A 25,023-nucleotide genomic window follows, 5' to 3' on the forward strand; every position below is an offset into this window, starting at 1 on the left:
GCATGCGAGTGATGGAGACAGCGTTGTCTGCCGACGTGCTGGCCCTGCTGGAGACCAGCGGCCTGCCTACGGAGGATCTGCGTGCAGGCAGGCCGACCTTTCTGGCAGCGTCGTTGAATGGAGAGCTGCTCGGTTGCGTGGGCTATGAATCGAGCCGCGACGTCGTGCTCCTGCGCTCGTTGGCGATCCAGCCGATGTCGCAGGGCAGGGGCCTGGGGCGGCAACTGGTGGTGGAACTGGAGCAGCATGCCAAGGCGGCGGGTGGCAGGACCGTATTCCTTCTCACGACCACGGCAGCACCGTTCTTCGAGCAGCTTGGCTATGAGCGCGTCGCGCGCGATGCAGCACCGGGATTCATCGCTGCGTCGACGCAGTTCAGTGGACTGTGCCCAGGCTCGGCCCAGCTGATGATGCGTCGGCTGTAGGCCGGCCGGGCCCCGGCGGGTGCTTCAGCCCCCTTGTCCATCGATGTCCGGGGCTTGCCGCGTTGCGATCCGGGATGCCTGGAGTCCAGAGAACAGCTGCGGTGCCGATACCGAGGCGCGCGTGATCAACTGGTGCGCAAGCACGTGGTTGACAGTGGCGCGCCTTGAAGACGCGGGGCGGCGCATTTCCCGCAGCAGGATGTCTATCGCGTTGTCCGCCATCTCTGCGACCGGCTGATGGATGGTTGTCAGTTCCGGCCACACCATGGTCGCGGCGGAGGTGTCGTCGAAGCCCACCACCGAAAGATCCCCCGGCACCTGCAGGCCGCGGCGGTGGGCCACTGAAACAACCGCCGATGCCATGTCATCGTTGCTGGCGAAGATCGCACTGGGTGGCGGGCCCTGGGCCAGCAGCCGCTCGGCTGCCTCCAGGCCGGAACGGTAGGTGAAGCAGCCGGGTTGCACGAGCGCGTCGTCGTAGCCGATGCCGGCGTTGGCCAGCGCATCCCGGTAGCCCTGCCAGCGGTGTGCGCTGGCAGTCTGGTTCGGGTCGCCCTTGATATAGCCGATGCGGGTATGCCCGTGGGCGATGAGGTGCGACACCATGTCATGGCTGGCCTGGCGGTCGTCGATGCGCACGCAGGAGATCCTGTCGCTGAAGCGGCTGGAGGCGATGGAGACGACGGGAACGCCCGCGTTGACGAATACCTCGACGATGTCCTTCGATTCACACAGCGGCGGCGGAAGAATCACGCCTGCCACGGTGGTGGCGAGTTGCCGTGCCGCCTCGCGACGTGCCGGGGTGCCCAGCTCATCCCAGGCAGCGATGACCAGCTGCGCCGCCGACCGGGTGGAACCGCGCAGCGCGCCGACCAGCAGTTCGCGCAGGTAGCTGGAGCTGGGGTTGGTGTAGATCAGGGCGATGCAGGTGTGCTGCGCCGCAGCCAGGGCGGAGGCAGCAGGGTTGGGCCGGTAGTCCAGCGCCAGTACGCTGCGCAGGACGCGTTCGCGGTTGCCTTCGCGTACCCCGGCATGGCCGTTGATGACGCGTGACACCGTCATGGCGGAAACACCGGCATGGGCAGCGACGTCATCGATGGTGACGGCGCTTGCTTTTCGACGGACCGCTTTATGGCCGTTTTTCAAGGCTGGATTCCTTTGCTGCGCTGCATGATGACAAGCGCGATTGCGGATGAGTAGTCTGCGCCGTGACGCGATGGTAGCGCTACCACTGAGCCGGTGTAAGGCCAGCGGATGCCCCCCCCTTTACCGCGCGGCTGTTCCGGCAAGTCTGAAAGCGAGTTTGAGTCGCAGTGGGTGCAAAGCGCACTGCGATGTTCGGTGTGGAAGACGGGCGTCGCCCGTACGTGCCCCCAGGAGGGGCGGTACATCCATTCGATCGTATGTCAGAGGGGAGAGTCATGAGCGCTGCTACTTTCCGTCGTACCCCAGGCCGGAGGGCTCGTCGATGAGCCGGACGCTGGCGAAGTTCACTTCCAGGGCCATGTTCACCTTTGTCGGTGGCGTCCTGGTCATCAATCCCGCATTCGCACAAGAGGCGTCAACGCCGGCACCCGTCGCCGGGCAGCAGAATCCGCCCAGCCCGACACAGCTGGACACCGTCCAGGTCACCGGCATCCGCAACAGCCTCAGCCAGGCCATGGACATCAAGCGTGATTCGGCCGGCGTGGTGGATGCGATCAGTGCGGAGGACATCGGCAAGTTCCCCGATACCAACCTGGCCGAATCCCTGCAGCGCATCACCGGCATCTCGATCGAGCGCCGTGACGGTGAGGGCGCACAGGTAACGGCACGTGGTTTCGGCCCTCAGTTCAACATGGTGACGCTCAACGGGCGGCAAATGCCCGGCGCCGATGCGTTCGGTGCGTCGGGGCAGGTCGCCATCGGTGGTGTCGACGGCGGCACCCGTGCCTTCAACTTCGCCCAGTTGGCCGCTGAAGCCATCAATGGCATCGAGGTCTACAAGACCAGCCAGGCCAATGTCCCCAGCGGTGGCATCGGTGCCACCATCAACATCCTGACCTCCCGGCCGTTTGACCACGAGGGCATCGTCGCCAGTGCCGGGGCGAAAGCCGTCTCCGACCGCAGCCAGCCGTTCGGCGACGACCTGACGCCGGAACTGTCCGGCATCTTCAGTTACACCAATCCCGACAAGACCTTCGGCGTGGGCGTGAGCGCCAGCTACCAGAAACGCAAGGGCGGTTCGGTGCAGGCCACCGACAACTACTGGAACGTGCAGCCGTGGACCGGCACGATGCCGGGCAACCCGAGGGTGGTCAATGCACCGGCGATCGGTGCGCTGTATGCGCGGCCGAACGACCTGCGCTATGCCTTCTCCGAATTCGAGCGTGAGCGCATCAACGGCCAGGCCGTGCTGCAGTTCGCGCCGACCGATGCGGTGACCTTGACCCTGGATTACACCTATTCGACCAACGAGATCACTGAAAATCGTGGCGAGCAGGGCATGTGGCTGCAGAACAGCAACTACACCGACATCGAATTCGATACCAGCGGTGCGGTTGCCACGCCGATCTACATCCGTGAAATCGCCGGCACCAAGGACTTCGGCCTTGAGCAGCAGCGCAGCATGCAGAAGTACAAGCTGGGTTCGCTCGGCCTGAACGCGGTCTGGAATGTGACCGACCGCTTCAAGCTCAGCTTCGATGCGCACAACTCGAAGAACGAAAGCCGCCCGAACGATCCCCTCACCGGTGGCGGCTCCATCTTCAGCAGCATCGCCGGCACCAACAACTGCACCGCCGGACCGCATTGCGGTGGGTCATGGGTGCAGGAAATGGTCTTCAACAGCGGCCTGCCGGTGGGCACCCAGGTCTGGTACCCGAGCACGGCCGATGCCATCGCCAACACCAACGGCGTGGTCAATCCGGGCTTCGCGCCGGGCGAGATCGGTTCGCAGGTGCTGCGCATCAACTCGCAGACCCAGATCAGCGAGATCAAGCAGGGGCGTGTCGATGGTGAGTGGAGCTTCGACAAGGGGCGCTTCCAGTTTGGCGTGGACTCGAGCAAGCAGACCACCCACCGCATCCAGGCAGCGGAGAATTACAACACCCTGGGCGATTGGGGCGTGGCCAACGTTGACGGGGATGTTGCCAACGGGCTGATGGACCTGCTGCAGCCGGTCAACATCGTCGGGCTGTTCAACGACTTCAATGCCAACAGCTTCACGGCCTGGCGCGGCGATGCCGGTCGCCTTGCGCAGTGGGCGGCGGACAACTATGGCGCCAATCTCGGCGTGAGCCCGCAGCGCGCCGCCGATAACCTGGTGGAAGAGAAGACGAAGTCGGCCTACTTCCAGGTGGAGCTGGATGGCGAGCTGGGCGGCATGCGTACCAATACCCGCCTGGGTGTGCGCTATGAAACCACCGATGTTGTCTCCACCTCGAACATCGCCATCCCGGAAGCCATCGAGTGGCAATCCAACAATGACTTCCGCGTGGTGTTGTCCGACGAACAACAGCCGTTCACCGAGAAGAACAGCTACAGCTACATCCTGCCCAATCTGGATTTCAGCATCGATCTTCGTGAGGACCTGAAGGGGCGTGTCTCATTCGGCAAGAGCATCGCACGCGCGCCGATCGGGAACCTGTATGCCGGCCCGACCGCCCAGCAGCCGTTCGGCTCGGTCCTCATCGACCCGTCCTCGCGGGCCAGCGGTACCGCACAGAACCCGCAGCTGAAACCGCTGGAATCGGACAACCTGGATCTGGCGCTGGAGTGGTACTTCGCCGATGCGAGCTACGTCTCGCTGACCTACTGGAACAAATCGGTCGACAATTTCGTCGGCAACACCATTGTCCAGGAGAATCTGTACGGCCTGCGCGATCCTACCGCCGGTCCGGATGCGCAGGCGGCGCTGGCGTTCCTCACCAGCGGTGCCTGCGTCACACAGGTCGGCGCTGCCAATGCGGCGGCGTGCTCGGCCAATGACACCTCGCTGTTCACCGCCCTGGCCCTGCTGCGCAACAATCCCGCCGGGTTGGGCGCCTACAACGGTACCGACGCCCAGGTGCTGGCCACTGAAGCAGCCTACGACCTGTACGGTACGGCCGGCGATCCGCTGTACCAGTTCAACGTCAATCGTCCCATCAACCAGAACAAGGCCAAGCTCCACGGCTGGGAACTGGGTGGGCAATACTTCTTCGGCGATACCGGCTTCGGCATCCTGGCCAACTACACCCTGGTCAATGGCGATGTGGGCTTCAACAACGCAGGCGACCCGGGCATCGACCAGTTCTCGCTCACCGGCCTGAGCGACACGGCCAATGCGATGCTGATGTACGAGAAGTACGGTTGGTCGGTACGACTGGCGTGGAACTGGCGTGACCAGTACCTGATCCTGGCCAACCAGGGAGCCAGCCGCAATCCGTACTATGTGGAGGCGTACGAACAGTGGGATCTCAGCGTGAACTACACCCTGGATGACCACTGGTCGTTTGGCCTGGAGGCGATCAACCTGACCGGTGAGGATGTGCGCTGGCGTTCGCGTACCTCGCAGATGATCGTGAAGCTGGCCGACCAGAGCCCGCGTTACATGCTGGGCGTGCGTTACAGGTTCTGAACCGTGGGGTGCCGCTGCCACGACAGCGGCACCCGTTCCAGGCTGCTGACGGATTGGACAACACCATGTCGCGTTACGAAATGCTCAACAACATTGCCCATCGGGACCTGCGTGTGGCCACCGGCTTCGGCGCCGAGTTCGGCGACGCGGTGGGCATGGTGCCGGCCTATCCGAGTGAGTTCGCCGAACTGCAGCGGGAATATCCCATCTTCCTGCGCAGGGACCCCGCCACGGGCGGCTGGCAGGCGGTGGCCCTGCTGGGGTTCGAACAGCACGAGAACCTGTTCCTGCAGGACGGTCGCTGGAACGCCTCCTACCTGCCCGGCGCCGCAGCGAAAGGGCCATTCCTGATCGGTTTCCAGGAAGGGCACATCGATGGTGCGCTTACCCGGGAAGCGGTGTTGCACGTGGATCTGGATCATCCGCGCGTGACCGCAATGCACGGCGAGCCGGTGTTCCTGCCACAGGGCGGTAACTCGCCCTATCTGGACCATATCGCCGGGGTGCTGCGCGGCATCCACGACGGCCATGCCTTTGCCGCGGACATGTTTGCCACGCTCGACGCGAAAGGGTTGATCCAACCGATCACGCTGGACGTGCGGATCGACGCGGAGCATCGGGTCGGCGTCAACGGCCTGCATGCGGTCGACCGTGACCGCCTCGCGCTGCTGGAGGGTGCGGCGCTGGCCGAACTCAACCGCGCCGGCTACCTGGAGGGCGCCTATCTGATGCTGGCATCGCTGCACAACATGCGCCGCCTGATCGCCGAGAAGCAGCGACGCCTGCGCGCAGCGGATACCGCTGTCGCGGGCGGCAGGAACTGACCGGTGCTGGACGGCGTCGCCATGCGCACAATGGAAGACCTGGATCCCGCGGCGCTGCCGCTGCAGGCGCTGGTGGCAGCCGGCGAGCCAGTGGTGCTGCGCGGCATCGCGCGCGACTGGGCATTGGTGCAGGCCGGGTCGCGTTCCCTGCAGGAGGCCATGGCCTACCTGCGCGGGTTCGAAGCAGGCGTGCCTGTTCCCTATTCCTTCGGCGGCCCCGAGATCGAAGGGCGTCCGTTCTACAACGCGGATTTCACCCGCTTGAACTTCGAGGTCCGGCGTGGCCTGCTGACAGAGGTGCTGGACGCAATCGCCGACCACCTCGATTCGCCGAGCCCGCCCACCTATTACGTCGCTTCGCTGCTGATCGCGCGTGCGCTGCCCGGGTTCGCCCAGCACAACGACGCCGGACTGGCGGGGCAGGGCATCGATGCTTCGGCCAGCATCTGGGTCGGCAACCGGGTGACGGCCTCCTGCCATTACGACATTCCGGACAACCTGGCGTGCTGCGCGGTGGGCCGGCGCCGCTTCACCCTGTTTCCGCCGGAGCAGATCGACAACCTCTACCCGGGGCCGATGGAGCCCACCCCGGGTGGGCAGGTGGTCAGCGTGGTGGATGTCGACCAGCCGGATTTCGACCGCCATCCGCGCTTCCGTGATGCCTTGGCAAGCGCGCAGACCGCCACGCTTGAACCCGGGGATGCCATCTTCATCCCGGGCCTGTGGTGGCACCACGTGCGCAGCCTGGAACCGTTCAACGTGCTGGTGAACTACTGGTGGCGCAGTGCGCCTGGCTATCTCGGCTCACCCCTGCCGGCGCTGCAGCATGCGATGTGGGCCCTGCGCGATCTACCGGCGCGCGAGAAGCAGGCGTGGGCAAAGATCTTCCAGTACTACGTGTTTGGTCCCGGCGAGCAGGCAGGGCAACACCTGCCCGAAGCGGCCCGGGGTGAGCTGGCACCGTTCGACGAGACGCAGGCGCGGCGCATGCGCGCCCAGCTGCTGGGTCGACTCAACCGCTGATGGGAGCATCGCATTGAACGCTGCGGACACTACACAAGGGCCGATCCGGAGAGTGGTGATCGCCGGTGGCGGCACTGCCGGCTGGCTGGCCGGCTGCGCACTGGCGCACCAGTTCCGGCAACAGCTGGACATCACCCTGGTGGAGTCCGAGCAGATCGGTACCGTGGGTGTGGGCGAATCCACCGTGCCGCCCATCCGCACGTTCCACCGTTTCCTGCAGATCGATGAGCAGGAGTTCCTGCGTGCGGTCGCCGGCACGTTCAAGCTGTCGATCTCGTTCGAGAACTGGCGTCGCCCCGGTGAACGCTTCATCCATCCTTTCGGCACGATCGGGCAGGGCACCTGGGCCACGCCGTTCCATCACTTCTGGCTGGACAGCCTGCGCCGCGGCATGCCCTCCGGGCTGGGCGACTTCTGCCTGGAAAGTGCCGCTTCCCTGGCCGACAGGTTCTCGCTGCAGACCCAACCCCAGGTCAACTACGCCTACCATTTCGACGCCGGGCTCTATGCCAGGTTCCTGCGCGGCAAGGCCGAAGCAAACGGCCTGCGGCGGGTGGAAGGCAAGATCCGCGAAGTCCGCCAGCATCCCCATGACGGCTCGGTTGCGTCGCTGGTGCTGGACGACGGGCAGGTCATCGAAGGCGATCTGTTCATCGACTGCACCGGCTTCCGCGGCCTGTTGACCGAGCAGACCCTGCATACCGGCTATGAAGACTGGAACGAATGGTTGCCCAGTGATCGCGCCGTTGCCGTGCAGACCGACTCGCCCGCGCCGCCGGTGCCCTACACCCGTGCCATCGCGCACGAGGCCGGGTGGCGCTGGCACATCGCGCTGCAGCACCGGGTCGGCTGCGGGCTGGTCTTCTCCAGCCGCCACATGTCCGATGACGAGGCGCAGGCCAAGCTGCTGCGTGATGTCGACGGACAGCCCCTGCGCGATCCGTGGCTGGTGCCGTTCCGCAGCGGGCGCCGGTTGCAGGCTTGGAACAGGAACGTGGTGGCGCTCGGGCTGGCCAGTGGCTTCATCGAGCCGCTGGAATCGACCAGCATCCACCTGACCATCAGCGCCGTGGTGCGCCTGATCCAGCTGTTCCCGTCCGACGGCATCACCCCTTCGCTGGTGGCGCTGTACAACGACGTGAGCCGCCAGGAGATGGAGCACGTGCGCGATTTCATCATCCTGCATTACCACGCCAACCAGCGCGACGAGCCGATGTGGAAGGCCTGCCGCGAGATGGCGCTGCCTGAATCGCTGCAGGTCCGCCTGCGCGCGTGGCGCGAGCGTGCCCATGCCTGGCAGGACCCTGGCGAGCTGTTCCGGGTCGACTCCTGGACCAGCGTCCTGATGGGTCAGGGCATCCAGCCCGGAGCGCCGCACCCGCTTGCGCGGGCCATCGGCGATGCGGACCTGCGCACCCTGTTGCATCGCATCCGGCAGCCAGTGCAGGAAACGGTGGCGAAGATGCCGACGCAGGCAGAGTTCATCGAGCGCTACTGCAGGGCGGCGCCGGACGCATGGCAAAGGGGCAGGGCCGTGGCGTAGCCGCAGTGCGCGCTGTTGCATCGAATTGGTAGCGCTACCTTCAAACCACTACGGGGTGCAGTGAATGGAATTGGTTGCGGGAATCGACGCTGGTACGCAAAGCCTGAAGGTGGTCGTCTACGACCCTGAAGGGCGCAGTCTCGTGGCCAGCGCCAGCGCGCCATTGCAGCTGACCAGCGCTGCAGACGGCAGCCGGGAACAGCGGCCGGCCGATTGGGTGACGGCACTGCACGCCTGCTTTGCTGCGATCGATCCGGCGGTGCGCTCCCGGATTGCCGCGCTGGCAGTCTCAGGACAGCAGCATGGGTTCGTGCCGGTCGATGCGGCCGGGGAGGTGCTGGCTCCGGCCAAGCTGTGGTGCGACACCAGCACCTCGGCCGAATGCGTGCAGATCATGGACGCCGCAGGCGGCACGGCGCGCACCATCGCGTTGGCCGGCAACCCGGTGCTTGCCGGTTACACCGCCTCCAAGCTGCCGTGGACGAAAACGCACCGGCCCGACGCCTACGCGCGGCTTGCCACCATCCTGCTGCCGCACGATTACCTCAATTTCGTGTTGACCGGCGAGCGCTTCTGCGAATACGGCGATGCGTCGGGCACCGGCTGGCTGGATGTGCGCACCCGAACCTGGTCGGCCGAGCTGCTGCACGCGACCGATCCGCAGCGCGATCTCGCCGACTGCCTGCCACGCATCGCCGCAACCGAAGAGATGTTCGGCATCACCCCCGCCGCGGCGGCGGCGTTGGGCCTTCCCGCATCGGTGAAGGTGGCCGTCGGCGGTGGCGACAACATGATGGCGGCCGTGGGTACCGGCTGCGTCGTACCCGGTCGCCTGGTGATGAGCCTGGGTACGTCCGGCACCCTGTTTGCCTTCTCGGACACGCCCGTGGTCGACCCGGGCGGGGCATGGGCCGCGTTCTGCTCGTCGACCGGCGGCTGGCTGCCGCTGATCTGCACGATGAACTGCACCGTGGTGACCGGACAGGTCGCCGACGCCTTCGGCTTCAGCAGCCGCGAGGGCGACCGGCACCTGCAGGCCACGCCGCCCGGTGCCGACGGCCTGGTGATGCTGCCGTTCCTCAACGGCGAACGCACGCCGGACCTGCCGCAGGGCAAGGGGGTGCTGGCGGGCCTGGACACGACCAACATGACGCCGGCGCACATCTACCGCGCGGCCATGGAAGGGGCCACCTACGCCCTGAAGTATGGCTACGACGCATTCGTCGGCGCGGGCATGCAGTTCGAACGCATCGTGCTGACCGGCGGCGGCAGCAACAGCGCGCAGTGGCGGCAACTGGTGGCCGATGTGTTCGGCCTGCCGGTGGACGTGCCGGCCCAGTCCGAAGGCGCGGCATTCGGTGCGGCATTGCAGGCCCTGTGGGCGTTGGGCCACGGCCGAGGCGATGCCGCCTCCATCGCCGACGTCGCCGACCGCCACGTTGCGCTTGACCCGCTGCGTTCGGCACGTCCGGACCCCGCACGCGCCGAAGCCTACGCCACGGCCTACGCCCGTTTCCTTCGACATCTCGACGCCATCACGCCGCTGTACCGCGGCTGATCTCTTTTCCGCGACACCTCGCACAACGACAGGAAGACGCACCATGAGCACGCAACCTTTCATCGGCGCCAAGGAATACTTCCCCGGCATCGGCCGCATTCCCTTCGAAGGCCGGGGCTCGGACAACCCGCTCGCGTTCAAGGTCTACGACGCTGACAAGGTCATCGGCGGCAGGACCATGCAGGAACATTTGCGCTTTGCAGTCTGTTACTGGCACACCTTCTGCAATGCCGGGCATGATCCGTTCGGTCCGGGTACCCGTCATTTCCCCTGGGAGGCCGGCTCGCCGATGGCCACCGCCGAGGCGAAGGTGGACGCGGCATTCGAGTTCTTCACCAAGCTGGGCGTGCCGTACTGGTGTTTCCACGATATCGACCTGGCACCGGACGCCGAGGATGTCGGGCAGTACGAAAAGAACCTGAAGCACATGGTGGGCCTGGCCAAGGCGCGCCAGGATGCAACCGGCATGAAGCTGCTGTGGGGCACGGCCAACCTGTTCTCGCACCCGCGCTACATGAACGGTGCGTCCACCAACCCGGATTTCGCTGTGGTAGCGCGTGCCGCCGTGCAGGTAAAGGCGGCGCTGGAGGCCACCGTTGAACTGGGCGGCGAGCATTACGTGTTCTGGGGCGGCCGCGAAGGCTATGCCGCGCTGGCCAATACCCAGATGAAGCGCGAAGTCGACCACCTCGCGCGGTTCCTGACCATGGCGCGCGACCATGGCCGCAGCATCGGCCTGAAGGGCAACTTCCTGATCGAGCCCAAGCCGATGGAACCGATGAAGCACCAGTACGACTTCGACAGCGCCACCGTGGTGGGGTTCCTGAAGGAACATGGCCTGGACAAGGATTTCAAGCTCAACATCGAGGCCAACCACGCGACGCTGTCCGGCCACACCTTCGAACACGATCTGCAGGTCGCCTCGGACCACGGCCTGCTCGGCAGCATCGACGCCAACCGCGGCAACGCCCAGAACGGCTGGGATACCGACCAGTTCCCCACCGACCTGTACGACACCGTGGGCGCGATGCTGGTGGTGCTGCGCCAGGGCGGGCTGGAAGGCGGCTTGAACTTCGACGCCAAGGTGCGCCGTGAATCGACCGACCTGGAAGATCTGTTCATTGCCCACGTCGGCGGCATGGATGCCTTCGCCCGCGGGCTGGAAGTGGCCCATGCGCTGCTGAACGATTCGCCGCTGGAACAGTGGCGCAAGGAGCGTTACGCCAGCTTCGACAGTGGTGCCGGCAAGGACTTCGCGGGCGGCGCGCTCAGTCTCGCAGAGTTGGCTGCGCTGGGTGCCAAGGGCGGCGAGCCCAGGCAGATCAGCGGCAAGCAGGAGCGCTACGAGAACCTGATCAACCAGTACCTGCTGCGCTGAGCACAGCGGCTCGCATCGATGACACCGAACCGGGGAGGGACACGGCAATGCAGCAGGCAATGAGCGGTGGAGAGAACACCCGGCTGATCGTACTGATCAGCGTGGTGGCGACGATTGGCGGATTCCTGTTCGGGTTCGACAGCGGCGTGATCAACGGCACCCAGGACGGCCTGCACCAGGCGTTCAGATCCGGCGAGTGGATGCAGGGGTTCGAGATCGCCTCGATGTTGCTGGGCTGCGCCGTGGGTGCCTTCAGCGCCGGCCGGCTGGCCGACCGTCTCGGCCGCCGCAACGTGCTGATCGTCTCGGCAGTGTTGTTCCTGCTGTCGGCGATCGGCGCCGGCGCCGCATCCTCCTCGGCGATGTTCATCGTCGCGCGGGTGTTGGGGGGCTTTGCGGTGGGGGCCGCCAGTGTCATCTCCCCGGCCTACATCGCCGAAGTCGCGCCGGCGCGCTACCGTGGCCGGCTCGCCACGGTCCAGCAGATCGCCATCATCAGCGGGCTGACCGTCGCGTTCCTGTCCAACTATCTGCTGGCGGCCACCGCCGGTGCTTCCACCGAGGCACTGTGGGGCGGGCACGCAGCATGGCGCTGGATGTTCTGGATGCAGGCCGTGCCCTCGCTGCTGTTCCTGGCGCTGCTGCTGACCATTCCGGAAAGCCCGCGCTACCTGATGGTGAAGCGCCGCAAGGACGAGGCGCTGCAGGTGCTTGCGCGGCTGTACGGCGGTGTCGAGGCGCAGGCGAAGGCTGCCGAGATCGACGCTTCGCTGTCGACCGACCACCATCGGCCGCGGCTGTCGGACCTGCGCAACAAGGCCACCGGCAGGATCCGCCCGATTGTCTGGGTCGGCATCGGCCTGGCCACCTTCCAGCAGCTGGTCGGCATCAACGTGGTGTTCTACTACGGTGCCGTGCTCTGGCAGGCCGTCGGCTTCTCCGAGAACGACGCGCTGCTGATCAACGTGCTGTCCGGTGCGCTCAGCATCGGCGCCTGCATCGTCACTGTGCTGCTGATCGATCGCATCGGGCGCAAGCCATTGCTGTGGGTGGGCTCGGCCGGCATGGCGGTGTCACTGGCACTGCTGGTGGCCGCATTCGCCAGTGGCTCGCTGGTCGATACGCACCTGCAGCTGCCTGCGGGCATGGGCACGCTGGCGCTGGTGGCGGCCAATGCCTATGTCGTGTTCTTCAACATCTCGTGGGGCCCGGTGATGTGGGTGATGCTGGGCGAGATGTTTCCCAACCAGATCCGCGGTTCGGGCCTGGCGGTGGCCGGTGCGGCGCAGTGGACCGCCAACTTCGCCGTCACCGTGACCTTCCCGATTCTGCTGGCCGCCACCGGGCTGGCAGCCACGTACAGCATCTATCTGGTGGCGGCGGTCATTTCGGTGTTCTTCGTGCTCAGGTACGTGCACGAAACCAAGGGCAAGGAACTGGAGCAGATGGAAGGATGAACGCGATGACCCATCGACACGTTGGCCGCGCCCACGCTGGCGTGCTGCTGACCACGCTGCTGCTGGCACTGGCGGCCTGCGGCAAGGATGAGAAAGCAGCTGCAACTGCAGCCGCGACGCCGGACCCGTGGCCGCAGGTCGCCTGGCCACTGGCCGAGGACCCCGCGCTGGAAAAGCGCATCACCGACCTGATGGCCACCATGACGGTGGAGGAAAAGGTCGGCCAGCTGGTGCAGGGCGATATCGCCAGCATCACCCCCGACGACGTGCGCCGCTATCGGTTGGGCTCGGTCCTGGCCGGCGGCAATTCCGATCCCGGTGGCCGTTACGATGCCGCGCCGGCCGAATGGCTCGCGCTGGCCGATGCGTTCTACGCAGCGTCGATGGACACCTCCACCGGCGGCAAAGCCATCCCGGTGCTGTTCGGCATCGATGCCGTGCACGGGCAGAGCAACATCATCGGCGCGACACTGTTCCCGCACAACATCGGCCTGGGCGCGGCCCGCAACCCGGATCTGCTGCGCCGGATCGGCGAGGTGACCGCGCTGGAGACCCGTGCGACCGGGATGGAGTGGGCGTTCGCACCAACCGTGGCGGTACCGCAGGACGACCGCTGGGGGCGCACCTATGAGGGCTATTCCGAATCGCCCGAGGTGGTGGCCAGCTATGCCGGTGCAATGGTCGAAGGGCTGCAGGGCAAAGTGGGTACGCCCGCGTTCCTCGATGGTCGTCATGTGATCGCCTCGGTGAAGCACTTCCTCGGCGACGGTGGCACTACCGATGGCAAGGACCAGGGTGATACCCGGATCAGCGAAGCGGACCTGGTGCGCATCCACGCGGCCGGCTATCCGCCGGCGATCGCTGCAGGCGCACAGACCGTCATGGCCTCCTTCAACAGCGTCAACGGCGAAAAAATGCATGGTCACAGGCAGTACCTGACCGATGCGTTGAAGGGCCGCATGCACTTCGGTGGGTTCGTGGTGGGCGACTGGAACGGCCACGGGCAGGTCAAGGGCTGCACGACCACCGATTGCCCGGCCACCATCAATGCGGGCCTGGACATGGCCATGGCCTCGGACAGCTGGAAGGGCTTCTACGAGACCACGCTGGCCGCCGTGAAGAACGGCACCATCAGCCAGCAACGGCTGGACGAGGCGGTGCGCCGGATCCTGCGCGTCAAGATGCGGCTGGGTCTGTTCGAGGCCGGCAAGCCGTCCACACGTGCGGTCGGCGGCCAGTTCGCCCTCATCGGCGCACCGGAACATCGTGCGCTGGCACGGCAGGCGGTGCGCGAATCGCTGGTACTGCTGAAGAACCAGGGGGGCGTGTTGCCACTGTCGCCCAGGCAACGGATCCTGGTGGCCGGTGACGGTGCCAACGACGTGGGCAAGCAGGCCGGCGGCTGGACGCTGAACTGGCAGGGCACCGGCACGACCCGCAAGGACTTCCCCAATGCGGACACGATCTACGAGGGCATCGCCCAGCAGGCGTCGGCCGCGGGTGGCGAGGCAGTGCTGGCGGTCGATGGGAAATATGTAACGAAGCCGGATGTGGCCGTGGTGGTATTCGGCGAGAGCCCGTATGCCGAGTTCCAGGGCGATCTGCCGACGCTGGCCTACAAGCCGGGGGACGATGCCGACCTTGACCTGATCAAGCGGCTGAAGGCCGACGGCATTCCGGTGGTGGCCGTGTTCCTGAGCGGGCGCCCGCTGTGGGTCAACCGCGAGATCAACGCCGCTGATGCGTTCGTGGCGGCGTGGCTGCCCGGCTCGGAAGGTGCTGGCGTTGCCGACGTGCTGCTGCGCAGGCCTGATGGCAGCGTGCAGCACGATTTCAAGGGCAGGTTGAGCTTCAGCTGGCCGCGCACGGCGACGCAGTACGCCAACAATGTGGGGCAGAAGGATTACAACCCGCAGTTCGCCTTCGGCTTCGGCCTGTCCTACGCCGACAACGGCGATCTGGCGGCGCTGCCGGAAGTCTCCGGGGTAACCGGCAATGAAGGTGCCACCGGCGTGTTCTTCGCGCGCGGCGAAGCCGGTTCAGGCATGGCCCTGCGCCTGCAGAACGGCACGGGGCAGGGCGTCACGGTCACCAAGGTGCCGGAGGCCCTGGAGGGCGATCTGCTCAAGGTCACCGGCGTGGACCACCTGGCACAGGAAGACGGCCGCCGCCTGGCCTGGTCGGGCAAGGCTGAGGCAGTTGCCGCGCTGCAGTCACATACGGCACTGGACCTGCAGCGCGAAAGCAACGGCGACCTGATGCTGCTGACCACGCTGCGGGTGGAGTCTGCACCCCGTGGCGAGGCCTGGTTGGCGGTGGGCTGCGGCACGGGCTGCTCGGCCCGCATTGCACTCACGCCGACGCTGGCAAAACTGCCGGTGGGCCAATGGACGCGCGTGGGCGTGCCGCTGAAGTGCCTTGCAGCCGCAGGTGCGGACGTCGGCAAGCTGGATCGCCCGTGGTCGATCGGAACGGCGGGGGCGATGACACTGTCGGTGTCACGTGTCGCGCTGGGCGCCCTGAACGAGGCGGAGACCAGCATCGGGTGCGCAGGCGCGTGACCGTGACGCTTCGTCCTGCGCTATCGGGAACCGGGTGGGCGCGTGACCGAATCGCGCACCACCAGCCGGTGCGGCACCACGAGGTCGGTCAACACGCGCACGCCCTCGCTGCGGCGGCGGATGGTGCGCAGCAGGATCTCGATGGCGGCATCGGCCATCGAGGCGATGGGCTGATGGATGGTGGTGAGCTCGGGCCAGACCGTCGTGGCGGCGGAGCTGTCATCGAAGCCCACCACCGACAGGTCGCGGGGCACCTCCAGGCCACGCCGGTGCGCGACGGAGATCGCCGCCGCGCCCATATCGTCGTTGCTGGCCAGGATTGCGGTGGGCGGCCTGGGCTGGCACAGCAGTTTCTCGGCAGCGGCCAGCCCGGAGCGGTAGGTGTAGTCGCCCTGTTCGACCAGGGCGGGGTCGACCTCCAGCCCGGCGTCGTGCAGCGCGCTGACAAAGCCGTCATAGCGCCGCGCGCTGGCACTGAGGTCGGTGCGCCCGCAGATGAAGCCGATGCGGCGGTGGCCCTGCTGGATCAGGTATTCAGCCAATTCCCTTCCGGCGTGGAAGTCATCGATGCGCACGCAGGAAATGTCATTGCCGAGGTGACCCGGCGCGATCGCCACCACCGGGATGCCGGCCTTGACCAGCTCGGTCACCACGGGCTTCGATTCGCACAGCGGCGGCGGCAGGATGACGCCGTCCACCCGCCCGGCCAGGGCACGCGCGGCCTTGCGCTGGGCCGCCGGGGCCGGCTCGTCCCAGTAGTCGATGACCAGCTGGATGGCAGCGTTGGACGCTACGCGCAGCAGGCCGACCAGCAGTTCGCGCAGGTAGGCACCGCTGGGGTCGGTGTAGATCAGTGCAATACGCGTGTGCTGCGCGGCGGCCAGCGAACTGGCGGCGAGGTTGGGCGTATAGCCCAGTTCACGCACGGCGCGCATCACGCGCTCGCGGGTGACGTCGCGCACCTTGCCCTGGTTGATCGCCCGCGACACCGTCATCGGCGACACTCCGGCCAGGGCCGCCACCTCGTCGATCGTCACACCACTGGTTTTGCGGCGGACCGATTTCTTCGGCTTGTCCAATACGCGCTCCCGTTCTTCTCTGTGACGCTGCCGAAGCCCGCGCACGTTTGGAGCTTACAAGGTTTGCCGGCCAACCAGCGGCCCGTTCCGGATGGCGAGCGGTGTCATTGGATGTTCGCTGCCGTGCTGGTGCTGCTGGCCTGCATCGGCGACGCGCGCGCAGAGGATGGCCATGCCCTGTGGATGCGCTACGTTCCGCTCGAACCGGCCCTCGCTGCCGACTACCGCACCCGCCTGGGGCAGGTGGTGGCCCCTGATCACACAGCCACGCAGCGCGCCGCGCGCGATGAACTGCAGCGTGGACTGGCCGGGCTGCTCGGCAGCGCTCCGCAGTTGGCAGGTACGGCAGCCACCGGCCCCATGCTGGTGCTGGGTACGCCGCAGTCGTCGGCGTTGATCGCGCCGTTGCGTGCGCAGATGCAGCCGCTGGGCGAGGAAGGCTACCTGCTCAAGCGCACACGGGTGGGCGGGCGCGATGTGCTGCTGGTCGCCGCACCGCGGGATATCGGCGTGCTGTACGGGGTGTTCCATCTGCTGCGGCTGCTGCAGACCGGCGCGGCACTGGACGCCCTCGATGTGCGTCAATCGCCACGGCTCCGGCTGCGCGTGCTCAATCACTGGGACAACCTGGATGGCCATGTCGAACGTGGCTACGCAGGCCGTTCGCTGTGGGACTGGCAGACGTTGCCAGAGTGGCGCGACCCGCGCTACACCGACTATGCACGCGCCAACGCATCCGTAGGCATCAACGGCACCGTGCTCAACAACGTGAATGCAAACGCACAGAGTCTTGCGCCGGACTATCTCGACAAAGCGGCAACACTGGCCGATCTGTTCCGGCCGTACGGCATCCGTGTCTACCTGAGTGCACGCTTCAGCGCACCCATCGAGCTGGGCGGGCTCGGCACCGCCGATCCGCTCGACCCGGCCGTGCAACGCTGGTGGCGCGACAAAGCGGAGCAGATCTACGCGCGCATTCCCGATTTCGGTGGCTTCCTGGTGAAGGCCAATTCGGAAGGGCAGCCCGGCCCGCAGGACTACGGCCGCTCGCACGCCGACGGTGCCAACCTGCTGGCCGATGCGCTGGCCGCGCACGGCGGCGTGGTGATGTGGCGCGCCTTTGTCTATGCGCACGACGTTCCTGCGGACCGGGCCACGCAGGCCTACAGCGAATTCGCCGGCCTGGATGGTGCGTTCCGCCCGAACGTGGTGCTGCAGGTGAAGAACGGGCCCATCGACTTCCAGCCGCGTGAGCCGTTCCATCCGCTGTTCGGGGCCATGCCGCGCACGCCGCTGGTGATGGAAGTGCAGATCACCAAGGAGTACCTGGGCTTTGCCACGCATCTGGTTTACCTGGGGCCGTTGTACGAGGAAGTGCTGCGGGCCGACACCCGCACACGCGGCAAGGAGGCCGCCGTGGTGCAGTCCCTGGCCGGCATGGCCGGGGTCGCCAACATCGGCACCGACCGCACCTGGAGTGGATCGCACTTCGACCAGGCCAACTGGTACGCCTTCGGGCGCCTTGCGTGGGATCCGCGGCAATCGGCCCAGGACATCGCGGCGGACTGGGCGGCGCTGACGTTCTCGGCCGATCCCGGCGTGGTGCAGCCCATCGTCGGGATGATGATGGGCTCGCGCGAGGCTGCGGTGAACTACATGACGCCACTGGGCCTGCACCATCTGATGGCGCGGGGGCACCACTATGGTCCCGGTCCATGGGTCGATGGCGGCCCGCGCGCGGACTGGACGTCGGTGTACTACCACCGTGCGGATCACAACGGCATCGGCTTCGACCGCACCGCACGCGGCAGCAACGCCGTGGCCCAGTATTCCCCCGGCGTGGCCGAGCAGTATGGCGACCTGGCGCGGGTTCCGGAGCCGCTGCTGCTGTGGTTCCACCACGTGCCGTGGGATCACCGCATGGCCTCTGGGCGGACGCTGTGGGACGAACTGGTCGGGCGCTACTCGCAGGGGGTACGGCAGGTGCAGGGCATGCAGGCCACCTGGGCGGGGCTGCAGGGCAAGGTGGATGCGCAACGGCATGCGCAGGTCACGGCCTTCCTGCGTATCCAGCAGCGCGAAGCACAGTGGTGGCGCGATGCCAGCGTGGCGTACTTCCAGTCGGTGAGCGGCAGACCGTTGCCCGCAGGCGAAGCCGCGCCGCCGCATCCGCTGGCCTGGTACCAGGCCCTGCAGTTTCCCTCCGCGCCAGGAGATGGCCGATGAAGCCGACGTCGTGGGTGGGATGGCTGCTGCTGGTTGCCATGGGCGGCAGCGCCACGCGTGCAGCGGCACAGGAACCAACGATGGCGCTGCTGCATCCGCTGTTCCAGGATCACGCCGTGCTGCAGCGTGACCGGCCGATTCCGGTATGGGGCCAGGCCACGCCGGGCGCCTCGGTTTCCGTTGCGTTTGCAGGGCGCGCTGTCAGCACGCACGCGGCTGGCGATGGCCGCTGGCACGCAACGCTGCCGTCTGCCGCAGCCGGCGGACCTTACGAAATGTCGGTCCGGTCCGGGCATGCCAGCCAGATCGTGCGCGACGTGCAGATCGGCGATGTCTGGTTGTGTTCCGGGCAGTCGAACATGGAGCTTCCGGTGTGGCGCGCGCTTGATGCAGGCAGCGAGATCGCCTCCGCCACGGAACCGGGAATCCGCCTGTTCACCGTGCCGAAGGCGGCGGCGGTTTCACCGCAGAGTGATTTTTCCGCGTCTGTGGCATGGCGCCCCGCGTCACCGGACACCGTGCGTGACTTTTCCGCCGCGTGTTTCTACTTTGCGCGTGAACTGCGCAGGACCGTCGACGTTCCGATGGGGCTGATCCAGGCAGCGTGGGGCGGCTCGCGTATCGAGGCCTGGACCAGCAGCAATGCCCTGCGCATGCAGGGTGGCCTGGGCCCAGCGCTTGACGTGTTCGCGCTGTACGCGCGTGATCCGGCTGCGGCAAACGAACGTTGGGGCCAGCAGTGGCAACACTGGTGGACAACACGCGCCGATGCCGTCGCCGCCGATGCACCCTGGCAGCCAGGCAACGACAGCCGTGGATGGCAACGCGCACCTGCCACGCTCGGGGCGTGGGAGCGCTGGGGTGTGCCAGCGCTGGCCGGCTACAACGGCATGGTCTGGTACCGCACCCAGGTGACGCTGAGCGCCGACCAGGCAGCCAAGCGCGCACAGCTTGAGCTCGGCCCCATCGACGAGACGGACATGACCTGGGTGAACGGCGTGGCCGTGGGCAGCCAGTACGGTGCGGGCGAGCGGCGAACCTATGCGCTGCCAGCCGGCTTGCTGAAAGCCGGCGCCAACACCGTGGTGATCAACGTTCTGGACACCTACGGTGAGGGTGGCCTTGCAGGGCCCGCGAGCGCGCAGGCCATCGGCCTGGATGACGGTACGCGCATCGAGCTGGATGCCCGCTGGCAGTACCGGGTGGCGCCAGGCGCACAGGCGCCGCCGCTGGCACCGTGGCACGCCGCCACGGGGCTGTCGACGCTGTACAACGGCATGATCGCGCCGCTGGGGGCCTATGGCCTGCGCGGCATGCTGTGGTACCAGGGTGAATCCAACACCGGCGACGCAACGGCATACCTCGCACGCCTGCGCAGCCTGCGTGACGACTGGCGGGGGCGGTTCGGCGCGCACACGCCGCTGCTGCTGGTGCAGCTGGCCGGCTATGGCCAGCCACCCGTGGCGCCGGTTGAAAGTGGCTGGGCGCAGGTGCGCGAGGCGCAGCGGCTCGCTGCGGCGGAAGACCCGCGCACCGGGCTGGCCGTGGCCATCGACATCGGCGATGCCTACGACATCCACCCGCCGAACAAGCAGGAACTGGGCCGGCGGCTGGCGCGGGCAGCGCGCCATGTGGTCTATGGCGAGCGCAGCCTGGCGCCCGCCGGCCCAACTGCACACACGGCATCGGCCACGCGCGCCGGCGTGCGTATCCGCTTCAACGGGGTCACCGGCACCCTGGTCACGACCGGCGCCAACGGCCCCATCGGCTTCGAGCTGTGCGACGCCGATGCGCACCACTGCCACTACGCCGACGCGGTGCTGGACGGGCACGACGTCGTGCTGCGCAGCCCGCTGGCAGACGCGGGCGGGCGCGTGCGCTACTGCTGGGCCGATGGCCCGGTGTGCACCCTGCGCGACAGCAGTGGGGCGCCCGCCGGCCCGTTCGAGCTTTCCATCACCCCTGCGGAGGTTCCCTGATGCGTCTGCTGCTGGCTCCAGTACTCGTGTTGATGTCGTTGCTGCCGCAGGCGTGGGCAGCGCCGCCCGCGCCGCCGGTCTACTTCGACTGGTTCGAGTACAGCGGTCGCGACGCGGCCTTCGATGCGCCGTTGCCGGCCGGGCACTATCGCAACCCGATTCTTGCCGGGTTCCATGCCGACCCCAGCATCGTCGCCGCAAACGGGCGCTTCTATCTGGTCAATTCCAGCTTCACCTACTTCCCGGGCATCCCGGTATTCGAAAGCGTGGACCTGGTGCACTGGAAGCAGATCGGCAATGTGATCGACCGACCGTCGCAGCTGGACTTCGACGGACTGGGCGTGTCGCGCGGTATCTTCGCGCCGGCCATCAGTTACCACGACGGCATGTTCTACGTGGTCACCACGGCCGTCGACAGCGGCGGCAACTTCATCGCTACCGCCCGTGATCCTGCCGGTCCCTGGTCCGACCCGCACTGGCTGCCTGGCATCGATGGAATCGATCCGTCATTGTTCTTCGACAACGACGGCACCGTGTATCTGCTCAACAACGATGTACCGCCCGGCCCGCCACGTTACGAGGGCCACCGTGCCATCTGGATGCAGCAGATTGATCTGGCGACCTTCACCCCGGTAGGTCCCCGCAAGGTGTTGATCGACGGCGGGGTGGAGCCGGCCAGGAAGCCGATCTGGATCGAGGGACCGCACATCTACCAACGCGATGGCTGGTACTACCTCTCCGACGCGGAAGGCGGCACCGGGCCGCAACATTCGCAGGTGGTGCTGCGCAGCCGTGATGTGTGGGGACCCTACGTGCCGTATGCGGGCAATCCGATTCTCACCCAGCGTGACCTGCCCGCCGACAGGCCGTTGCCGATCACCAATGCCGGGCATGCGGATCTGGTGGAGGGGCCGGACGGCTCATGGTGGGCGGTGTTCCTTGCCAGCCGCAACTACGACACGCGCCACTACAACACCGGGCGCGAGACCTATCTGCTGCCGGTGCAATGGCGTGACGGCTGGCCGGTGATCCTGCCGGCCAACCAGGCCATTCCGTATGCGGCCAGAGCGCCCTCCTGGATGCAGGGCGAAGCGTCGCAGGCGCCGTCCACCGGCAATTTCACCGAACGTGACGAATTCGATGCGCCGGCACTCGGCAGCGGCTGGCTGCGCGTGCGCATCCCCAGGCAGCCGTGGGCCGACCTGCGCGAGCGACCGGGGGCCTTGGCCGTGCATCCGCTGGCGGAGAACCTGGACACGCTGCGCAACCCCGCGTTCCTCGGCAGGCGCCAGCAGCACCTGCGCTTCGAATCCAGCACGGCCATGACCCGGCCGGCGGCGGGCGTGGCCGCAGGCCTGGCAGCTTTCCAGAGCGAGACCCACTGGTATTTCCTTGGCGTGCGCAGCCTCGGCGGTGACCGCGTGGCGGTCTTCCTGGAAGCGCGCGACGGCAGCGGTGTCACCCGCACCCTGGCAACGCACCAGGCAACGGCAGCGACGTCGCTGCGCCTGAAGATCGCAGGTGACGAAGGCCGCTATGCGTTCGCCTTCGACAGCGGCGACGGGCGTGGCTGGCAGACACTGGCCGATGACGTGGACGGAACGGTGTTGAGTACGGATCGTGCAGGCGGCTTCGTCGGCGCCCTGCTGGGACCATTCGCGCGCGACGAGCGTGCATTGAGGAGCAAATGATGACGCGCACTCCCATCTTCCGCACGCTGGCCCTGTGCGCTGCCATCGCGCTGGCGGGCACGGGTTACGCAGCCGAGCCCGCGCCCTGGCTCGACACCTCGGCCAGCTTCGAAAACCGCGCCGCTGCCCTGGTTGCACGGATGACCCTGGAGGAGAAGGCAGCGCAGATGCAGAACGCCGCGCCCGCGATCGAGCGCTTGGGCGTTCCCGCCTACGACTGGTGGAACGAAGGCCTGCATGGCGTGGCGCGGGCAGGGCAGGCCACCGTGTTTCCGCAGGCCATCGGCCTGGCGGCCACCTTCGATGTGCCGTTGATGGGGCAGGTGGCCAGCACCATCAGCGACGAAGCCCGCGCCAAGCATCACCAGTTCCTCCGTGAAGGCTCGCATGGCCGCTACCAGGGGCTGACCTACTGGTCGCCGAACATCAACATCTTCCGCGACCCGCGATGGGGCCGTGGCCAGGAAACCTACGGCGAGGACCCGTACCTCACCGCCCGCATGGGCGTGGCCTTCGTGCACGGTCTGCAGGGCGATGACCCGGTGTACCGCAAGCTCGACGCCACCGCCAAACACCTGGCCGTGCACAGTGGCCCCGAGGCCGATCGTCACCACTTCGATGCGCGCCCGAGCAAGCGCGACCTGTACGACACCTACCTGCCCGCGTTCGAGGCGCTGGTGAAAGAGGGGCAGGTGGACGCGGTGATGGGCGCCTACAACCGGGTGTACGGCGAGTCCGCCAGCGCCAGCCGGTTCCTGCTGCGCGACGTGCTGCGCCGCGACTGGGGCTTCAAGGGCTACGTGGTGTCCGACTGCTGGGCCATCGTCGACATCTGGAAACATCACCGGATCGTTCCCAGCCGCGAGGCGGCCGCCGCGTTGGCGGTCCGCAACGGCACCGAACTGGAGTGCGGCCAGGAGTACGCCACGCTGCCGGCGGCAGTACGGCAGGGCCTGATCAGCGAGGCGGAGATCGACGATGCGGTGACCCGCCTGTTTGCCGCGCGGATGCGGCTGGGCATGTTCGACCCACCCGAGCGCGTGCGCTGGGCGCAGATTCCCGCGTCGGTCAACCAGGCTCCGGCGCATGATGCGCTGGCCCTGAAGGCCGCCCAGGAATCGCTGGTGCTGCTGAAGAACGATGGCGTGCTGCCGCTGTCCCGCAACCTCAAGCGCATCGCCGTGATCGGCCCCACGGCCGATGACACCATGGCACTGCTCGGCAACTACTTCGGCACCCCGGCCGCGCCGGTCACCCTCCTGCAGGGCATCCGCGATGCCGCCAAGGGAATCGAGGTGAGCTACGCACGCGGCGTGGACCTGGTTGAAGGGCGCGACGATCCTAGCGCCACACCCTTGATCGAAGCGACCTACCTGCGCCCGTCGGCTGACTCGCCGGAGCGTGGGCTGCGCGGCGAGTACTTCCGTACCGCCGATCTTTCCGGCACTCCGGCCCTGGTCCGCACCGATGCCCAGATCGGATTCCGCTGGGATCGGGGTTCCCCGACCGACAACCTGCTGGCCCGTGGTGAAGCCGCACCGGGGCAGGGCATCCCCAGCGATGGTTTCAGCATCCGCTGGACTGGCCAGTTGCTGCCGCCCGTCTCGGGGCGCTACCGGATCGAGGCGGCCGCCGACGATGGTTTCCGCCTCTACGTGGACGGCAAGCGGGTGCTCGACCACTGGGCCAACAGTGATCGCCTGCACGGCGATGGCGTGGACCTGGACCTGCAGGCCGGCCGCGCCTATGACCTGAGGCTTGAGTACTTCGACGCCGAGCGCGATGCCGGCGTCCGCCTGGGGTGGCGCATGCCCGGAGCCAAGCCGCCGTTCGAAGCGGCACTGGAGGCCGCGCGCAACGCCGATGTGGTGGTGTTCGTGGGCGGCCTCACCGGCGACGTCGAAGGCGAAGAGATGAAGGTCAACTACCCGGGCTTCGCCGGCGGTGACCGTACCGACCTGCGCCTGCCTGCGCCCCAGCGCTCGCTGCTGGAAGCGCTGCATGCCACCGGCAAACCGGTGGTGATGGTCCTCACCGGCGGCTCTGCCATGGCGGTGGACTGGGCGCAGCAGAATCTGTCCGCCATCCTGATGAGCTGGTATCCCGGACAACGCGGCGGCACTGCCGTCGGCCAGGCGCTGTTCGGCGACGTCAATCCGGGCGGGCGCCTGCCGGTGACCTTCTACAAGGCGGACGAGGCGATGCCGGCCTTTGACGACTACACGATGGAAGGACGCACCTACCGCTACTTCCGCGGTACCCCGCTGTATCCGTTCGGGCACGGGCTGTCGTACACCCGCTTCGACTACGGCAGGCTGCAGCTCGATTCAACGCGCATCGCCAACGACGGGACACTCAAGGTGCAGGTCGAGATCGCCAACACGGGCACGCGCGCCGGCGACGAAGTGGTCCAGCTGTATGTGCGACGGCTGCAGGCCGGGCCCGGCGACGCACGCCAGACACTGCGCGGCTTCCAGCGTGTGCACCTGGCCGCAGGCGAGCGACGCACCGTGGTGTTCGACCTGGAAGCGCAGCAGGCCCTGCGCCACTATGACGAGGCGCGCGGCGGCTATGCCGTGCCGGCCGGCGCATACGAGGCATGGGTGGGCAGCTCCAGCGCCGACATCCGCGCGAAGGCCGGGTTCACCGTGGAGACCAACCGTGACTGATGCGCGCCGC

The 25,023-nt window shown here is 67.1% G+C and carries 16 protein-coding genes; 14 read left to right on the plus strand and 2 right to left on the minus strand.

Translation table 11 applies throughout. The features are described 5' to 3' along the window. Positions 1–23: 23 nt before the first annotated feature. Entirely contained in the window at positions 24–425 is a 402-nt protein-coding gene (gene arsN2, locus J2X70_RS02625; RefSeq protein ID WP_309908817.1) for an arsenic resistance N-acetyltransferase ArsN2, read from the plus strand. Positions 426–449: 24 nt separating this feature from the next. On the opposite strand, the gene J2X70_RS02630 is transcribed toward arsN2, so the two are convergent. Then, positions 450–1,487: a LacI family DNA-binding transcriptional regulator gene (locus J2X70_RS02630; protein ID WP_309908819.1), complete on the minus strand. Its 1,038-nt coding sequence runs from the start codon at positions 1,485–1,487 to the stop codon at positions 450–452. A gap of 15 nt (positions 1,488–1,502) precedes the next feature. Between J2X70_RS02630 and J2X70_RS02635 the strand changes: the two genes are divergently transcribed. From J2X70_RS02635 to J2X70_RS02675, 9 genes are all read left to right on the plus strand, one after another. Next, entirely contained in the window at positions 1,503–1,625 is a 123-nt protein-coding gene (locus J2X70_RS02635) for a hypothetical protein (protein WP_258954267.1), read from the plus strand. Positions 1,626–1,893: 268 nt separating this feature from the next. After that, on the plus strand, positions 1,894–5,025 hold the full coding sequence (locus tag J2X70_RS02640; protein ID WP_025877140.1) for a TonB-dependent receptor: 3,132 nt from the start codon (positions 1,894–1,896) through the stop codon (positions 5,023–5,025). Between the two features lie 65 nt (positions 5,026–5,090). Continuing rightward, entirely contained in the window at positions 5,091–5,849 is a 759-nt protein-coding gene (locus J2X70_RS02645; protein WP_223495106.1) for a SapC family protein, read from the plus strand. Positions 5,850–5,852: 3 nt separating this feature from the next. Continuing rightward, positions 5,853–6,872 carry a cupin-like domain-containing protein gene (locus tag J2X70_RS02650; protein ID WP_301863684.1) on the plus strand — a complete coding sequence of 340 codons (1,020 nt, stop codon included), beginning with the start codon at positions 5,853–5,855 and terminating at the stop codon, positions 6,870–6,872. 13 nt (positions 6,873–6,885) lie between these two features. Further along, the gene (locus J2X70_RS02655; protein WP_309908824.1) at positions 6,886–8,415 is read left to right on the plus strand and encodes a tryptophan 7-halogenase; all 1,530 of its coding nucleotides are present in this window, start codon (positions 6,886–6,888) and stop codon (positions 8,413–8,415) included. A gap of 64 nt (positions 8,416–8,479) precedes the next feature. Next, on the plus strand, positions 8,480–9,973 hold the full coding sequence (gene xylB, locus J2X70_RS02660) for a xylulokinase (RefSeq protein WP_025877148.1): 1,494 nt from the start codon (positions 8,480–8,482) through the stop codon (positions 9,971–9,973). Positions 9,974–10,016: 43 nt separating this feature from the next. Then, positions 10,017–11,351: a xylose isomerase gene (xylA, locus tag J2X70_RS02665; protein ID WP_025877150.1), complete on the plus strand. Its 1,335-nt coding sequence runs from the start codon at positions 10,017–10,019 to the stop codon at positions 11,349–11,351. Positions 11,352–11,398: 47 nt separating this feature from the next. Further along, the gene (locus J2X70_RS02670; RefSeq protein WP_309908825.1) at positions 11,399–12,808 is read left to right on the plus strand and encodes a sugar porter family MFS transporter; all 1,410 of its coding nucleotides are present in this window, start codon (positions 11,399–11,401) and stop codon (positions 12,806–12,808) included. Further along, on the plus strand, positions 12,805–15,369 hold the full coding sequence (locus J2X70_RS02675) for an exo 1,3/1,4-beta-D-glucan glucohydrolase (RefSeq protein ID WP_309908826.1): 2,565 nt from the start codon (positions 12,805–12,807) through the stop codon (positions 15,367–15,369). The genes J2X70_RS02670 and J2X70_RS02675 overlap by 4 nt, the downstream gene beginning before the upstream one ends. Positions 15,370–15,389: 20 nt before the next feature. Here J2X70_RS02675 and J2X70_RS02680 read toward each other — a convergent pair whose 3' ends face one another. Beyond that, a complete protein-coding gene (locus J2X70_RS02680) occupies positions 15,390–16,448 on the minus strand; it encodes a LacI family DNA-binding transcriptional regulator (RefSeq protein ID WP_279207321.1) in 1,059 nt (352 codons plus the stop codon). A 111-nt stretch (positions 16,449–16,559) separates the two neighbouring features. On the opposite strand from J2X70_RS02680, the gene J2X70_RS02685 reads away from it, so the two are divergent. Genes J2X70_RS02685 through J2X70_RS02700 form a run of 4 tightly spaced genes read left to right on the plus strand, consistent with a single transcriptional unit; the run spans position 16,560 to position 25,013 of the window. Continuing rightward, positions 16,560–18,674, plus strand: a complete 2,115-nt coding sequence (locus J2X70_RS02685) for an alpha-glucuronidase family glycosyl hydrolase (RefSeq protein WP_309908827.1) — start codon at positions 16,560–16,562, stop codon at positions 18,672–18,674. After that, positions 18,671–20,653, plus strand: coding sequence for a sialate O-acetylesterase (locus J2X70_RS02690; protein WP_309908828.1), 1,983 nt, complete (start codon positions 18,671–18,673; stop codon positions 20,651–20,653). The genes J2X70_RS02685 and J2X70_RS02690 overlap by 4 nt, the downstream gene beginning before the upstream one ends. Continuing rightward, on the plus strand, positions 20,653–22,344 hold the full coding sequence (locus J2X70_RS02695) for a glycoside hydrolase family 43 protein (RefSeq protein WP_309908829.1): 1,692 nt from the start codon (positions 20,653–20,655) through the stop codon (positions 22,342–22,344). Before J2X70_RS02690 ends, J2X70_RS02695 begins: the two co-directional genes overlap by 1 nt. Then, complete coding sequence (locus J2X70_RS02700) at positions 22,341–25,013, plus strand: glycoside hydrolase family 3 C-terminal domain-containing protein (protein ID WP_309908830.1); 2,673 nt, start codon at positions 22,341–22,343, stop codon at positions 25,011–25,013. Before J2X70_RS02695 ends, J2X70_RS02700 begins: the two co-directional genes overlap by 4 nt. The last annotated feature ends 10 nt before the right edge of the window (positions 25,014–25,023 follow it).

This window comes from Stenotrophomonas sp. 1337, assembly GCF_031455455.1.
GTDB classification, from domain to species: domain Bacteria; phylum Pseudomonadota; class Gammaproteobacteria; order Xanthomonadales; family Xanthomonadaceae; genus Stenotrophomonas; species Stenotrophomonas indicatrix.